Below are 15450 nucleotides of genomic sequence, written 5' to 3'. Positions count from 1 at the left end.
TGTTCTCCGATTCGATCAGTTAAGCCGGCGTCGTCGCCAGCGCATGAACCTCACTGTACAAACAATGGATTGTTGAATAAAGTCGTCGAACGCGATTACTTTATCCACCTGCATAGATAATCAATGGACCAGATTCTTGCCATCCGGGTGTTCGCGCGCGTCGTCGAAACCGGATCGTTCACGCGCGCCGCCGGCTCGCTCGACATGCCGCTTGCAACCGTGAGCAAGCTCGTCGGTTCGCTCGAAAAGCATCTCGGCATGAAGCTGCTGCAGCGTACGACGCGTCAAGTCTCCGTTACGCCGGAAGGTAATGCGTACTATGAACGCACCACGCGCCTTCTGCACGAACTCGAAGATATCGACGCGAGCTTCAGCGCCGCGCAGAAGCGGCCACGCGGACGGTTGCGGATCGACATCGGTTCGTCCACGGCGAGTTGCGTGCTCATTCCGGCGCTGCCCGAATTCACCGCGCAATATCCGGAGATCAACATCGGGCTCGGCGTGAGCGACCGTCAGGTCGACCTGATCGGCGACAACGTCGACTGCGTGATTCGCGGCGGCCGGGCAGACGAACCATCGCTCGTTGCCCGGCCGCTCGGACGCGCGCGCTTCGTCACGTGCGCCACGCCCGGCTACATCGAACGATACGGCAAGCCGCGGCATCCGTCCGATCTGGAGAAAGGGCATCGCGTGGTGAACTACATGTCGGCACGATCGGGCCGCGTCGTGCCCATGCGCTTCGAAAAGGGTGCGACGAAGGTCGTCGTGGACGGCGTGCAGAACCGCTACATGGGCGTGAACGAAAGTACGGCGCACTTCGCGGCGGGGCTGGCGGGACTCGGCGTCATTCAGACGTTCGCCTATGCGGCCAATGCCGCGATCGCGCGCGGCGAACTCGTGCCGCTGCTGCAAGGCTGGCAGCCGGCGCCTTATCCGTTCTTTCTCGTCTATCCGCCCGATCGGCATATGAGCCAGCGGTTGCGCGTGTTTATCGACTGGGCGATGGCGCGCTTTTCCGAGGCGTTCGAATAGCCGCGGCTTGCATCCCGTGCGCGTTGTGATCCGTATCTTCCCTGAGAATACGAACGGGATGCCGGAAGGACACGGACATGACGAGGCTTCTTTATAGCGCCCTGGCGACAGATTGCTTGCAGCGCGCCGGCACGGTGATATATTTCGGCAGGACCTCACCCCCGAGCGCGGCTCGACCCATTCTGCCCATGACGGACACTACCTCCGGCAGCACCGGCAATTACTCCGACCGAAACGACGGCAGCGACACCGACGCCGGCCTGTTGCGGCGCGAGCGCCTGAACGACATGCTCGTGCGCGTCGCGAAGGGAGACCAGAAAGCGTTCGCGGAGTTATACCGCGTGACCTCGTCGCGCGTTTTCGGCGTGATCTTGCGGATGATGCACGACCGAGGCGAAGCCGAGGACATCCTGCAAGAGGTCTACGCCGCCGCCTGGCGTCGCGCCGATTCCTTCGATCCCGAACGCGGCAGCGCCATCACCTGGCTCATTACGCTCGGGCGCAATCGCACCATCGACCGCATGCGTCAGCGCCGCGAGGAATTGCTCGGCGACGACGAAACCCCCGAAATCGCCGACGATGCCCCGACGCCCGCCGCCGCGGCCGAATCGAGCGAAGAGCGGCGGCGGCTCGAACAATGTCTCGACCGTCTGGAGCCGCAGCAAGGCCGCGCGGTGCGCGAAGCGTTCTTCACGGGCGCGACGTATAACGAGCTGGCGCAACGTCTGGCAGTGCCGCTCGGCACCATGAAGAGCTGGATTCGCCGAAGCCTCATGCAACTCAGGACGTGCCTCGAACAATGAACACGCCCGCCCAAAACGAAGACGATCTGCGCTGCGCCGAGTACGCGCTCGGCGTGCTCGACCTGCAGGAGCGCCGCGCGCTGGAAACGGACGTGACGCGCAATCCCGGCCTGCAACGCACGCTGGATGACTGGCACGAGCGGCTCGCTCCGCTCGCGCAGGACATCGCGCCGGTGACACCGCCCGCACGCATCTGGACGCGAATCCAGCGCGATCTCGGTTTCCTGCCGGAAGGCTCGGTGGCCAAGAAGAGCGGCTGGTGGAACAGCCTCGATCTGTGGCGCTGGCTGGCCGTCGGCGCGAGCGCCGTCGCTCTGGTGCTGGTCGCGGTGAATCTCACGCGCGCGCCGCAAGCGCCGCCGCAGCCAACCGTCGCTCAGGCGCCGCAATACATGGTGGCGACCATCGCGCAGAAGGACGGCGTCGCGCACTGGACCGCAACCGTCGATGTCTCGCGTTCGCGCATGGTGGTCGTACCGGCGGTGCAATCGGTCATCGCGGCGGATCGCGCGACCGAGCTCTGGCTGATCCCGCCGGATGCGAAGCCGATCGCGCTAGGCGTATTCCCGTCGAACACGCCTGCGACCATGAACCTTCCGCCCGAGATTATGGCGCTGCTGAGCAACAAGGCGGTGCTGGCGGTGTCGGTGGAACCGCCGGGCGGATCGCCGACCGGTGCGCCGACGGGTCCCGTGATCGGCACGGGCGAGATTCGCGGCACGTAAGGCGCTACGTTACATAGGCGGTGCGCTTGCATTCTTTGCAGCGCACCGTTTGCGCTTCGCGATCGAAAGTAGTCGTCGCGCCGCCTAACAAGCCTGCTTCACCGGTGATCCGACGAACCAACGCCCACGCCGACGTCGAGTTTTCGTTCGCCGTCGACAAGACGCGCTCTAACTGCATCCATCCCAAACCGGCATCCGTATTGCTCTATCGAACGCATGTTCGTGGAGCTTCGCATGCCCGTTGTCGTCTCCTTCCTGATTGCCTTCGCCGGCCTCGTGCTGCTCTTCAGCGCCGTATGGCTCTGGCAATTGCGCTCGAAAAACGCCGGCATGATCGATCCGATCTGGGCGGCATCGCTCGCACTCGTCGCGCTGTTTATCGCGGTGGCCGGGACTGGCGCGTCCATCAATCGTCTATGCGTCGCGGCTGGCGGATGCGTCTGGGGCGCGCGCCTTGCCTTGCATCTGTGGCGGCGCAATCACGGCAAACCCGAAGACCCGCGTTATCACGCGTTTCGTGAACGCTGGGGCGCGGCAGCGGCGCGCAACATGTTCTGGTTCTTCCAGTTGCAGGTGCTCATCTCCATCTTGCTCGCGCTCGCGTTCTTCGTGCCCGCATATTCGGTCGAGCCCGCGCATCCGGTGGCTATCGCGGCGGCGGTCGTGGTGTGGATCATCGCCGTGGCAGGCGAAGCGCTGGCCGACCGCCAGTTGAAGCGCTTTGCCGCCGACCCATCGCATCACGGCAAGGTGTGCCGCGACGGCCTCTGGCGTTACTCGCGTCATCCCAACTATTTCTTCGAGTGCGTGCACTGGGTTGCCTACGCGGTGCTGTCGATCGGCCTGCCGTGGAGCTGGCTCACCATCGCGCCGCCGCTGTTGATGGCGTGGCTCCTTATCAAGGTGTCGGGCATTCCGCTGCTCGAAGCGCGGCTTGCCGAAACGCGCGACGGTTATCGCGACTACATGCGCACGACCAGCGTGCTGGTGCCGTGGCCGCCGAAGCCGCCCGTGCATTCATAACCGAGGATTTTGCCGATGAACGCATCGACACGACAAGCCAGCCCGCTCGACAATTCGAATCCCCCGTTGGACGAAAGCTGGATGATTCGCCTCTGCGAACGCGGCTGGCTTCCCGACACGCTGGTGCGCGCCGGCATGCGCGCGTTCATCCGCCAGCGTCTGCGCGACGAACACGCGGGCGACGGCGAGCGCCGCACGCAAGCGCTCGATACGCTGCTGGCCGATTTGCGCACGAGCCCCATTGCCATCGAAACGCAAGCTGCCAACACGCAGCATTACGAGTTGCCGGGCGCGTTCTTCGAAGCTCATCTCGGGCCGCGCCTCAAATATTCGTGTGGCTATTTTCCGAGCGGCCGGGAAACGCTCGCACAAAGCGAGATCGCGATGCTCGAAAGCTATGCCGAACGCGCGCAACTCGCCGATGGCCAGCGCATTCTCGATCTCGGCTGCGGCTGGGGCTCGCTCGCGTTGTGGCTCGCCGAGCGTTACCCGAATGCGCGCATCGTCGCGTTGTCGAATTCGCATGGACAGCGCGCGTTCATCGAGGCTCGCGCGGCCCAGCGCGGTCTCACGAACCTGCTGGTCACGACCGGCAATATCGTCGATTTCGACTTCCCCGCCGATGGCGACGCCGTCGCGTTCGACCGCATTGTGTCTGTCGAAATGTTCGAGCACATGAAGAATTACGGCCTGCTGCTCGAAAAGATTGCGCGCTGGCTCGCCGACGACGGCAAGCTCTTCGTGCATATCTTCGCGCATCGCACGCTCGCTTATCACTTCTCCTCGCGCGACAGTTCGGACTGGATGTCGCGCTATTTCTTCACCGGCGGAACCATGCCGTCCGCCGCGCTGCTGCTCAACTTCCAGGACGATTTGCGCGTGACGCGCCAATGGTGGGTCAACGGCTCGCACTACGCGCGCACGGCCGATCTCTGGCTCGCCGCGCTCGACGCGGCGCGCGCTTGCGTCATGCCGATGCTTCAGAACACTTATGGCGACGACGCCGCACTCTGGCTGCAACGCTGGCGCATGTTTTATATGGCAGTGTCCGAACTGTTCGGCTATGCGTCCGGTAGTGAGTGGGGCGTCGCGCACTACCTGTTCGAGAAGCGGCTGAACACTCGGCCGAACACTCTTCAGTCAAAGGTCATCTCATGAAACGCGCACTCATTGCCGCGCTCGCTGGCGCGGGCATCATCCTGCTGGTTGCAAGCTGCTCGAATGGTCCGCCGAATCCGAACCCGCGCGCCGAACAGCCTTTGCAAAGCGTGCCTGTCGATCTGCCGCGCTATATGGGACGCTGGTTCGTGATCGCGAATATCCCCTACTTCGCCGAACGCGATTTCGTCGCGAGCCATGTCATGTGGACCTTGCGCGACGACGGCAAGATCGTCGACGAGTTCTTCGGCCGCAAGAAGGGCTTCGACGCGCCCGAAACGCATCATCAGTTTCTCGATTCGGTGAAGCCCGGCAGCGGCGGCGGCGAATGGAGCGTACGCATCTTCTGGCCGATCCACGTGACGCAGATGACGCTTTATGTCGATCCGGATTATCGCTACACCATTCTCGGCTATCCCAACAAGAAGCTCGGCTGGATCTTCTCGCGCGAGCCGACCATGAACGACGAGACGTATCGCTCGCTCCTCGCGCGTCTGGACGCAATGGGATACGACACGACGCAGTTCCGGCGCGTGCCGCAAAGCCCCGAGCAGATCGGACAGCCAGGCTTTCACAGTCCCGGACAGGGCGACTGAAAACCTTTGCATGCCATTTGCATCCGGCGGGCGCGCCGCATCGTATTGATTTGCGACGACACGTTTGACCGCTGCCCGCAATGGCCCACTCGGCGCGAGGAGACCTCTCGACATGAACCGAAGAGCACCAGGACAAGGTCAGCGCATCGCCGTGGTCGGCGCGGGAATCGCCGGACTGGCGAGCGCGTGGCTGCTTGCGCGCAAGCATCGCGTGACGTTGTTCGAATCCGCGGATTATCTCGGCGGCCATACCAACACCGTGGACGTGGAACTGGATGGCAAACGGCATCCCGTGGATACCGGCTTTCTCGTCTTCAACGAGCGCACGTATCCGAACCTGATCGCGATGCTCGCAGAACTCGGCGTGGCGACGCATCAAAGCGACATGTCGTTTTCCGTGTCGCTCGATGGCGGGCGGCTCGAATGGGCAGGCACGAGTCTGAACACGGTCTTCGCGCAGCGGCGCAATCTGTTTTCGCCCGCGTTCATCGGCATGTTGCGCGACATTCTGCGCTTCAATGCATCGGCGCAGCAGCATTTGGAGCGTGCAACGCTCAACCGGTGTTCGGTCGGCGAGTTGCTGCTCGAAGGCGGTTATGGCGCGCCGTTTCAGCGTCACTATCTTTTGCCGATGGCCGCCGCGATCTGGTCGAGCGCCGCCAGCGACATCCTGCGTTTTCCCGCCGCGACCTTTCTGCGCTTCTGTCTCAATCACGCGCTCTTGCAGGTCAACAACCGGCCGCGGTGGCGCACCGTGACGGGCGGCGGACGCGAGTATGTGCGGCGTATCGCGGCAACGCTCGACGATGTGCGCATCGGCACGCCCGTGCGCGGTATTCGTCGCGATGACGAAGGCGTCGTCGTCATGACCGATGACGCCGGACCCGAGCGTTTCGATGCTCTCGTCCTCGCCACCCACGCGCCAACGAGCCTGCATCTGCTCGACGACGCTTCGGCCAGCGAGCGCACATTGCTTTCTGCCGTGCGCTATCAGCGCAATCTTGCCGTGCTGCATACGGATCGCGCGTTGCTGCCGCGCCGCCGCCGCGTGTGGTCGGCGTGGAACTATCTCGGCGCGCGCGCGTGGGCGGGCCACGGTGAGGCCGAACCGGTGTGCGTGAGCTATCTGCTCAATCAGCTTCAGCCGCTGCCGTTCGAAACACCGGTGATCGTGACGCTCAATCCCGTCGATGAACCCGCGCCCGGCAGCGAACTCGGCCGCTACGAATACGAGCATCCGCTGCTCGATCTCGCCGCCGTGGATGCACAGCAGCGCCTGCCCGAGATTCAGGGCGTGCACAACACCTGGTTCGCGGGTGCGTGGACCGGATACGGCTTTCACGAGGACGGCCTGAAGTCGGCGTTGAGGATTGCGCGGGACTTTGGCGTGGAACCGGAATGGGCGCGCTTGTGAAGGTCGCGCGCGGCCACGGCGAGGCAGCACGTTTGCTCACGGGCCGCGTGATGCACGAGCGCCTGCGGCCGGTGCATCATCGCTTCGAGTATCCGGTTTGTTATGTCTCTTGCGACCTCGCGCGCCTTGGCGAAGTGAAGCGTGCGTGGTTCGGCATCGACCAGGTTCGGCCGTTCGCGTTTTTTCAGCGCGACTTCGGTCCGCGCGATGGCAGCGATCTGCAAACGTGGATGCGCGCCCGCCTCGCCGATGCTGCGATTCCCGCCGATGGCGAAATCCGGCTGCTCTCCATTCCGCGCGTCTTCGGCCATGCTTTCAATCCCGTGAGCTTCTGGTTCTGCCATGACCGCGCGGGCAACTTGCGCGCGCTGTACGCGGACGTGCGCAACACCTTCGGCGAGCATCGCGGCTATCTCTTGAGCGCGCCCGACCACGCGCCTATCGTCGATGACACCGAGCTCGCCTGCCGCAAGACGCTGCACGTATCCCCTTTCTGCGACGTCGATGGCGACTATGCCTTTCGCGTGCGGCGGCATGGCGACCGGCTGTCGGTCGCGATCGACTATCGCGACCGCGACGGGCTATTGATTCGCACGGCAATCGGCCTGAAGGCGCGGCCGCTGACCGGCCCGCTTGCCTTGCGCACGCTATTGAGCCAGCCGCTGCTGGCTGTCGCCGTCGTCGCGCGCATTTACTGGCAGGCGCTTCGGCTATGGATCAAGCGCGTGCCGTTCCACGGCAGACATCCGCCATCGGCCGAGGACCCGAACGCGATGAAAGAACGGACCGAATAACAAAACACAAGGCTAGACATGAATCTTTTGCGGACGATTTCCGCGCAGGCGGGCATGCCGCTTTCGGCGCGGCTTTTCATGGGCCTCCTCAAACGCATACGCGTGGGTCATCTCGTGCTCGTCACGCCCGACGGCGACCGCTGTGTGTTCGGCGATGCCCTGCAGCAGCCCGCGGCCACGCTGCACCTACACGACTGGCGCGCGTGCCGGGCCGTTCTCCGTTCAGGCGATATCGGCTTTGCGCAGGCGTATCGCGATCACTGGCTCGATACGCCCGATCCCGCCGCAGTATTGCGGCTCGCGATGCGCAATCAGAAGGTCGTCGAGCGCACTGTGAACGGTGGCTGGATCGCGCAGTGCGTGCATAACGTCAGGCATCGGCTGCGGCCCAACACGCGCGCCGGCAGCCGTCGTAATATCCACGCGCATTACGACATCGGCAACGACTTTTACGCGCTCTGGCTCGACCCCACGTGGACCTATTCGAGCGCGTGGTTCGACGGCGACGCGAGCCCCTCGCTCGAAGCGGCGCAGGAACGCAAGTACCGGCGCATCGTCGAGACACTCGGCTTGCGCGCGGGCATGCGCGTGCTCGAGATTGGCTGCGGCTGGGGCGGTTTCGCGCGGCATGCGGCTCGCGAGGGCATTCGCGTACATGGCGTGACGATATCGGCGGCGCAGCATGCGTTCGCGCGCGAACGCATGGAACGCGAGGGTTTGAGCGAACTCGTCGATATCGAGCTACGCGATTATCGCGATCTGCGTGAGCAATACGACGCCATCGTGTCGATCGAAATGTTCGAGGCGGTTGGCGAGCGCTTCTGGCCCACGTACTTCCGCACGCTGCGCCGCTGTCTCGCGCCGGACGCGCAGGCGCTGGTGCAGTCGATCACGATCGAGGATGCGCGTTTTCTGGCGTATCGCGCGTCGAGCGATTTCATCCGCGAGCAGATTTTCCCTGGCGGCATGTTGCCGAGTCCCGAGCGCTTCGTGCAGGCGGCGCAGAAAGCGGGGATGAACGCGGCGCCGTCGCTTGCGTTCGGCGCGGACTATGCGCGCACGCTGCATCACTGGCGCGCCGCTTTCGAAGCGCGGCTCGACGCAGTGCGTGCGCTTGGTTTCGACGATGCGTTCATTCGCACGTGGCGGCTGTATCTGGCTTTTTGCGAGGCGGGCTTTGGTGAAGGGCGGATCGATGTGATGCATTTCGTGGTGCGGTAAGGCTTCGGGACAGGGCGGAACGAATGCGTTAAAGACGTGCGCTTAACGGCCGTAAACACGCGCAACGAACCATTCCGACCGACACGATGAGCCAAGACCCATTTGAAAGCCCGCTCAAGGCTGAATTCCTGCGCCACGAAGACACGCTCGCGCCAGCCGAACGCGCGCTCGGCGAAGACGATCACGCGGTCTATCGAACGCTGCTCGAATCGACCAAGGCGATTCCGTGGAAGATCGATTGGGCCACCATGCAGTTCGCGTATATCGGACCGCAGATCGAGGCGTTGCTGGGCTGGGCGCCATCGTCGTGGAAGGACGTCAACGACTGGGCCGCGCGCATGCATCCCGACGATCGCGAGGCGGTCGTGAACTTCTGCGTGGCGCAGTCGCAGGCGGGCACGGATCACGAAGCGGACTATCGCGCGTTGACCAAGGATGGCGGCTATGTCTGGCTGCGCGATGTCGTGCATGTGGTGCGCAACGAGGCAGGCGGCGTGGATTCGCTGATCGGCTTCATGTTCGACATCAGCGAACGCAAGCGCACCGAGGAAGAACTCGCGCGCCTGCATAAGGAACTGGAACATCTGTCGCTGAGCGACGGCCTCACCGGCGTCGGCAATCGCCGCATGTTCGACAACGTGATGCAGCGCGAATGGCAGGCCGCGAAGGAGTCGGGCAAACCGTTGTCGCTCGTGATGGTGGATATCGACTTCTTCAAGTCCTTCAACGATTACTACGGCCATCTGCAAGGCGACGAATGCCTGAAGCGCGTTGCCCGCGTGCTCGCCGAGGCGGCCGGGCCACGGCATTTTCTCGGCCGTTTCGGCGGTGAGGAGTTCGTGCTCGTGCTCGCGGATACCGACGCCGAAGCGGTCATGCGTATTGCCGAGCGCTGCCGGGAATTGATCGCGGATGAAGACATCGCGCATCTGCGCTCGCCGCATAATCAGCGCGTGACGGCGAGTTTCGGCGTGGGCACCGTCGTGCCGACCGATGGCATCGATCCGACGACGTTCATCAATCTGACCGATGCACAGCTTTATCAGGCGAAGGAACACGGGCGCAATCGCATCGCGTCCGTGGATCGGGCGGGGATTCGTGGGGAGGCGTTCAGGTTGCAGTCGCGATGAGGTGTAACACTGCCTCTCGACACAGTAAAGGCTTTCGAACGCCTCGACGCGGAGTTGGAAACCCTTACCCGCTCAAGCCACTGCAAAATGCTGTCAGCCGCTCTTTTACTCCTGCGATCACCTCGTCCCAGTCGCCGCGTGTCTTTTGCGTGAAAACGCGCGCCGAGGCGTACCACGGCGAGTCTTCGCGATCGAGCAGCCAGCGCCAGTCGCCGTCGAATCGCGACAGTATCCACACCGGCTTGCCGAGCGCGCCAGCCAAGTGCGCAACCGAGGTATCCACGGTGATGACGAGATCCAGATTCTCGATGATCGCGGCCGTGTCGAGAAAATCGGTAACATTGCTCATAAGGTCGAGAGGTCGAACGGCTTCGGGAATCTCGGCGAGCTGTCTTTCTTCTCCGCCTTTCTGGAGACTGAAAAACGTACACTGCGAAATACGAAGAAGAGGAAGAAGTTGTTGGAGGCGCACGGAACGGCGAATGTTTTCGCGTAACTCGGGCGGAAGCACCGACGAAGGGTTGCCAAGATCGTTTGAACCGCTCCAAGCAAGCCCGATCTTGTATCTGCCATTCGTTAATGACGCGTTGATCCGCTGTTTCCAAAACTGCACATTCTCTTCAGGGACGTCGATGTAGCGTCCGTTCGAATGCAGCATGTCCAGTGTGATGCCGAGCCTATGAGGCAGACTCATCATGTAGCACCAGAAATCGCATCCGGACAGTTCTTGCGGATGCCTGACGTCGCTCACGGCATCCACGCCATCGACGAGAGAAAACAGGCGCATGAGCGCGGCGTCGCACACCACGGTCAGTTTGGAGACTCCAAGCCGTCGAAGTAACGGCACGAAGCGAATGCACTGGATTGCATCGCCTAACCCTTGCTCAGGCGCGATGACGAGCGACTTGCCCTCAAGTGATTCCCCTCGCCACATCGCAATCGGAATCCTCGACGCATGTACGTAGGGAGATACCGCGCCAGCCGCTTCCCACTCCGGCGACTCCTCATAACGAGACTCGAAATTCACCAGTCCGTCTTTATATTTTCCGTCCTTCAGCAACGTCAGGCCAAGCATCAAGCGGGCACGCACGCTGCCCGGGCGCAACGCGAGCGACTGTCTGGCGGCAGCTTCAGCCTCAGGCAGGCGATTGAGCGCATACAGTACGAGTCCGAGCGAGATGTTCGCCTCAAAAGAGGCCGGGTTCAACGACAACGCTTGACGCAGTTCGGCCTCGGCTTCATCGCATCTACCTAACAAACGGAGCACGTCTCCAAGCAACTCATGAGCATCGACCGAGTGAGGAAGCCCGGCGATAGCCACCCGCAGAAGCGCTTCGCTCTCCACGACACGACCCGAAGTCTTGGTCGAGGCACCTAACACGAGGCTTGCTTCGGCATAGCCCGGTCGAAGCTCGAGCGCGCGACGAAACGCCGACTCTGCTTCTTCGTTGCGCTTTTCGTCGAGTAGTACAAGGCCCAAATTAAACGCGATATCCGGCGAATTTGGATTTAGGGCTGAAGCTTTTCGAAGCAACGCTTCGGATTCCGATGTTTGGCCCAATCGGCGAAGCACTAGGGCAAGGTTGTTATGGGCGGCTGGCGAGTTCGGAGCTTGGTTAAGCTTCTGACGGAGTAGTTCTGCTTGCTTTTGAAGATCGTCCATCATTGCGTGTTGCGTCGTTCTCAGGTAGTTCAGTTGCTAAAACTGTCGCTGCACCGGCCCTTGGGTTTCAAAAACGGGCGGCTTGGCGAATATTGGTTCGCCGTGGTTGCGTAGCTTCGGACACTCGACGCAGAAAGGATAGGGCAGCGACAAAATTCTTCAAGCGGTTGTCGAGAGGAGGCGATTGATGAAGCGCACATGGGCCAGATCATTGGCTGCAGAGTACAGAGCCGGACGATTGAGCGTGCTCAAACCCGCCCCGCCACCGGAATCGCCGCGCCCGTGATCGAGCGCGCATCGTCCGACAAGAGAAACGCGATCACCGCGCCGAGTTCCTCCGGCTGCACCCAGCGCGAGAAATCCGCCGATGGCATATCGGCGCGATTCTGTGCGGTATCGATAATCGAAGGCAGGATCGCGTTCACGGTAATGGCTCGATCCTTGAGCTCTTCGGCAAGCGCTTCGGTCAGACGCAGAAGCGCCGCCTTCGAAGCCGCATAAGCGCCCATCCCCGCTCCCGCTTTCAACGCCGCCAGCGCGCCCACATTGACGATTCGCCCGCCGCCCTCGCGCATGAGCGCGAGGGCGGCTTTCGATGCGTTGAGCGCCGTCTTCACGTTCACATTGAACATGAGGTTCCATGTGTCCACGCTGCCATCCGCGATGGTTTCCCAGCGAAACGCGCCCGCCACGTTCACCAGCGCCTGCACGCCGCCGAACTTTTGCGCGATTGCGTCGAACGCGGCTTGCGCGGCTTTTGCATCCGACAAATCGGCGCCCGTGACGATGAACGCATCCGCAAGCGGCGCGGGCAACGGGTCGTGCCGCGGGTCCTTGCCGATGAGCGCGATTCGTGCCCCGCGCTCGGCCAGCACGCGCGCGGTCGCAAGCCCCAGACTGCCGAAGCCGCCAGTGATGACAACGGTCTTTCCTTCGAGTGTGTTCATCGCGTGCTCCTTGAGCCGTGGCTGTTCAAGCATAGGATGGAACAGGCTTCAGAATTCGTAAAGCTCGGCGGGGTTATCGACGAGGATTTTGCCGCGCGTGGCTTCATCGGGCATGCAATGAGAAAACCAGTCGAGCAGGCTCGCGTTATCCGGAACCGGCTGCACGTTCGGATGCGGCCAGTTCGACGCCCACACGCCGCGCTGCGGATAGCGCGCGGCCAGTGTGCGCACGATCGGTGCGATGTCGTCGTATTCCGGCGCACCGCTGCGTGAACTCTCGTAAGGCGCCGAGAGCTTGATCCAGCAGCGCGGTCCGTCGAGCAGGCGGCATAGGGACGCGAAGCCATCGCTTGCAGGCGTGACCGGCCCCTGAAACTTGCCGATATGATCGATCACGAGCTTCGACGGCAAACGCGCGAGCAGCGCCTCGTGTTGCGGCAGCGTGTGTCCGTCGAGCTGAAGATCGATGTTCCAGCCAAGCGGCGCGATACGTGCCGACATCGCCTCGATGCTGTCCCACGCAAGCAGCCCGCCAGGAAACATCATGTAGCGCACGCCGCGTATGCCGGCTTCGTGCAGGCGTTGCAATTCGGCATCGTCGACGTCGGGCGGAACGACCGCGATGCCGCGTGCGCCCTCGCCCAGTTGTTCGATGGCCGCGAGCGTGCAGCGATTGTCGAAGCCGTAGCCGGTCGGCTGCACGACGATCGCACGCGACAAGCCCAAATCGCGCTGTACTTCGCGATAAGCCGATGCGGGCGCCGATGGCGGCCGGAACGTCGCGCTCGGTGCAAGCGGGTAAGCGTCGTCGTAGACGTGGAGGTGGCAATCGCAGGCGTTCATCGCGCGTCGCTCGAAATGGCGTCGACTTTCGGCGCTTCACGCTGCGCGAGCCTGAACGCATGCCGTGGATTGACCGCGCCCATCGGCATGCGCCCTTGAAACAGCGCTTCGGTTTGCGCGACCGTTTCCATCGACTGGTGCTCGATCGCAGCCGGCGTGAGGCCGCCGACATGCGGCGTCGCGATGACACGTTCGTGCGCGCACAGCGCCGGCGAAGGCATCTGGTCCGGCGCACGCCCCACGTCGAGCGCCGCGCCCGCAAGACGGCCGCTTTGCAGCGCGGCCAGCAAGGCATTGTCTTCGACGAGTTCGCCGCGCGCCGCATTGATGAAATACGCGTCCGGCTTCATCGTCGCGAAGGCTTGCGCGTTCATCAGATTGCGCGTCGCATCGTTCGCGGGCGCGAGGCACACCACGAAGTCGGCGGCGGCGAGCAAGGCCGGAAGATCGCTCTGACTCAGGCGATCATCGTCGATCTTCGCGTGCGGATCGGACACGACCACGCGCATGCCGAACGCCAGCGCAAGCTCGCACAGATAGCGCGAGATCTGCCCGTAGCCGATCACGCCGAGCATGCTGCCGCGCAACTCGCGACCCATCTTCGGCGCCAGCATCTCTCCGCGATGGTATGCCGACGCATAAGCCGTGGTGGCGCGGCCCAGATCGATCATCGCGCCGATCACCCATTCCGATACCGCCGGCACGAAGCCCGCGCTCGCCTGCGTGACGAGCACGCCATGATCGCTGGCGGCATCGACATCGATGGTACGGATATCCACCGCGCAGCGCACGAACGCGGCAAGCCGCGGTAAGGCTGCGAACAGTTCGCGTGGCGCGGGGGTCTGCCGGTAGCCGATGATCACGTCGGCATCGCGCGCGGCCGCGATGAGTTCGGCGGTCGTGAGTTCGCGGTCTTCCGTGTTGTAGGTCGCATCGGCGATGGCGTCGAGCGCCGCGCTCGCGCGTGCGCCGAAATAGTGTTCCAGCATGTGCCGGGGATGACTCACGAAAACCTTGTTCATGTCTCGGTCCTGAAGGGCTTCTACGTTGCTTTTGCGGCAGGCGGCGCCACGGATTCGCGCTCGACGAGCGTGATGTCGGTGAATAGCGCCTGCGCGGAATCGATTACAGCGTCGTCTTGCTGACGCATCACGCGCTCGACCATGGCCGCGGCCATCGCAGGAACGGGCAGTTGCACGGTCGTGAGCGCGGGGTTCGAGATAGCGGCGAGAAAGTGCCCGTCCATGCCGACCACGGACATATCGTCCGGTACGCGCAAGCCCGATTCGCGCAGACCCGCCATCAGACCGAGCGCCATCAGGTCGTTGACCGCGACGATTCCGGTCGGCCGCGCGGCGTCTTCCGAGAGTTGGCGTGCGAGCGCGCGACCGTTTTCCGCGATCATCGAGTCGCCGTATTCGTTCACCGGGCCGCTGTCGAGCACGCGCGCGCCGTGGCCGAGGCCCGCTTCCTCGGCGGCGGCGAGAAAGCCGCGAATCTTGTCGCGCCGGCTCAGCGTCATGCCGGCGAGCGTCGCATAACCGAGCCGTGTGTGACCATGCGCGATGAGATGCCGCGTCGCGAGCCGCGCCGCCTCGAAATTGTCCGGCGTGACGTGATCGATGCGCGTGGTCTCGCCTTCGGTCGCGCGCCGGTCGTAGCTCACGACGACCATGCCGCGCTCGGCCGCGGTTTCCAGATGGCGCTCATCCGCGAGCGATGAGATCACGATCACGCGCCGCACGCCGTGCGAGAGCAAATCTTCGAAGAACGACGCTTCCTTCGCCGGGTCGCGATACGTATTGCCGATCAGCACGCGATAACCGTAGCGCTCTTGCGCGTAAGTCTCGACCTCGCGAGCGATATAGCCGTACATCGGATTGGCGATGGACGGCACGAGCAAGCCGACGAGCGGCGTCTGACCGGTCTTCAGCTGGCGCGCAAGCGTGCTCGGACGGTATTGCAGCGCGGTCATCGCGGCCTGCACCCGCGCGAGCGTTTCCTGACGCATCTGGTCGGTGCGGCCGTTGAGCACGTTGGAAACCGTGCTCACGGATACACCAGCGTGGCGGGCTACGTCCTGAATGGTGCTCATGACAGT

At 63.2% G+C, this 15450-nt stretch carries 15 protein-coding genes; 10 read left to right on the top strand and 5 right to left on the bottom strand.

Annotated features, from left to right (window positions below; genetic code table 11):
* Positions 1 to 123 precede the first annotated feature (123 nt).
* The 10 genes from NCT03_RS25695 to NCT03_RS25650 all read left to right on the top strand — a co-directional run bounded on the left by NCT03_RS25695 (position 124) and on the right by NCT03_RS25650 (position 9896).
* The gene (locus NCT03_RS25695; protein ID WP_244829829.1) at positions 124 to 1032 is read left to right on the top strand and encodes a LysR family transcriptional regulator; all 909 of its coding nucleotides are present in this window, start codon (positions 124 to 126) and stop codon (positions 1030 to 1032) included.
* A gap of 188 nt (positions 1033 to 1220) precedes the next feature.
* Positions 1221 to 1835, top strand: a complete 615-nt coding sequence (locus tag NCT03_RS25690; RefSeq protein ID WP_244829830.1) for a sigma-70 family RNA polymerase sigma factor — start codon at positions 1221 to 1223, stop codon at positions 1833 to 1835.
* Complete coding sequence (locus NCT03_RS25685) at positions 1832 to 2560, top strand: anti-sigma factor (protein ID WP_244829831.1); 729 nt, start codon at positions 1832 to 1834, stop codon at positions 2558 to 2560. Before NCT03_RS25690 ends, NCT03_RS25685 begins: the two co-directional genes overlap by 4 nt.
* 234 nt (positions 2561 to 2794) lie before the next feature.
* Positions 2795 to 3583 (top strand): DUF1295 domain-containing protein, encoded by a 789-nt coding sequence (locus NCT03_RS25680; RefSeq protein ID WP_250494410.1) that lies wholly within the window; start codon positions 2795 to 2797, stop codon positions 3581 to 3583.
* 15 nt (positions 3584 to 3598) lie between these two features.
* Positions 3599 to 4741, top strand: a complete 1143-nt coding sequence (locus NCT03_RS25675) for an SAM-dependent methyltransferase (protein WP_250494409.1) — start codon at positions 3599 to 3601, stop codon at positions 4739 to 4741.
* Entirely contained in the window at positions 4738 to 5337 is a 600-nt protein-coding gene (locus tag NCT03_RS25670) for a lipocalin family protein (protein WP_250494408.1), read from the top strand. The genes NCT03_RS25675 and NCT03_RS25670 overlap by 4 nt, the downstream gene beginning before the upstream one ends.
* Before the next feature lie 112 nt (positions 5338 to 5449).
* Positions 5450 to 6751 (top strand): NAD(P)/FAD-dependent oxidoreductase, encoded by a 1302-nt coding sequence (locus tag NCT03_RS25665; protein WP_250494407.1) that lies wholly within the window; start codon positions 5450 to 5452, stop codon positions 6749 to 6751.
* Positions 6736 to 7545: a DUF1365 domain-containing protein gene (locus NCT03_RS25660; RefSeq protein ID WP_250494406.1), complete on the top strand. Its 810-nt coding sequence runs from the start codon at positions 6736 to 6738 to the stop codon at positions 7543 to 7545. The genes NCT03_RS25665 and NCT03_RS25660 overlap by 16 nt, the downstream gene beginning before the upstream one ends.
* Positions 7546 to 7563: 18 nt before the next feature.
* The gene (locus NCT03_RS25655; RefSeq protein WP_250494405.1) at positions 7564 to 8766 is read left to right on the top strand and encodes an SAM-dependent methyltransferase; all 1203 of its coding nucleotides are present in this window, start codon (positions 7564 to 7566) and stop codon (positions 8764 to 8766) included.
* A gap of 86 nt (positions 8767 to 8852) precedes the next feature.
* The gene (locus tag NCT03_RS25650; RefSeq protein ID WP_244829838.1) at positions 8853 to 9896 is read left to right on the top strand and encodes a sensor domain-containing diguanylate cyclase; all 1044 of its coding nucleotides are present in this window, start codon (positions 8853 to 8855) and stop codon (positions 9894 to 9896) included.
* A 64-nt stretch (positions 9897 to 9960) separates the two neighbouring features.
* Here NCT03_RS25650 and NCT03_RS25645 read toward each other — a convergent pair whose 3' ends face one another.
* The 5 genes from NCT03_RS25645 to NCT03_RS25625 all read right to left on the bottom strand — a co-directional run bounded on the left by NCT03_RS25645 (position 9961) and on the right by NCT03_RS25625 (position 15444).
* A complete protein-coding gene (locus NCT03_RS25645) occupies positions 9961 to 11562 on the bottom strand; it encodes a tetratricopeptide repeat-containing glycosyltransferase family protein (RefSeq protein WP_250494404.1) in 1602 nt (533 codons plus the stop codon).
* A gap of 245 nt (positions 11563 to 11807) precedes the next feature.
* Positions 11808 to 12506 carry an SDR family oxidoreductase gene (locus NCT03_RS25640; protein WP_250494403.1) on the bottom strand — a complete coding sequence of 233 codons (699 nt, stop codon included), beginning with the start codon at positions 12504 to 12506 and terminating at the stop codon, positions 11808 to 11810.
* 48 nt (positions 12507 to 12554) lie between these two features.
* Complete coding sequence (locus NCT03_RS25635) at positions 12555 to 13349, bottom strand: amidohydrolase family protein (RefSeq protein WP_250494402.1); 795 nt, start codon at positions 13347 to 13349, stop codon at positions 12555 to 12557.
* Complete coding sequence (locus NCT03_RS25630; RefSeq protein WP_250494401.1) at positions 13346 to 14371, bottom strand: hydroxyacid dehydrogenase; 1026 nt, start codon at positions 14369 to 14371, stop codon at positions 13346 to 13348. The genes NCT03_RS25635 and NCT03_RS25630 overlap by 4 nt, the downstream gene beginning before the upstream one ends.
* A 20-nt stretch (positions 14372 to 14391) precedes the next feature.
* Positions 14392 to 15444: a LacI family DNA-binding transcriptional regulator gene (locus NCT03_RS25625; protein ID WP_244829842.1), complete on the bottom strand. Its 1053-nt coding sequence runs from the start codon at positions 15442 to 15444 to the stop codon at positions 14392 to 14394.
* Positions 15445 to 15450: the final 6 nt, after the last annotated feature.

Source organism: Caballeronia sp. GAWG1-1, assembly GCF_023631465.1.
In the GTDB taxonomy this organism is placed as follows: domain Bacteria; phylum Pseudomonadota; class Gammaproteobacteria; order Burkholderiales; family Burkholderiaceae; genus Caballeronia.
Note: the sequence above shows the minus strand (reverse complement) of the source record. Positions and strands in the feature narration are given on the sequence as shown.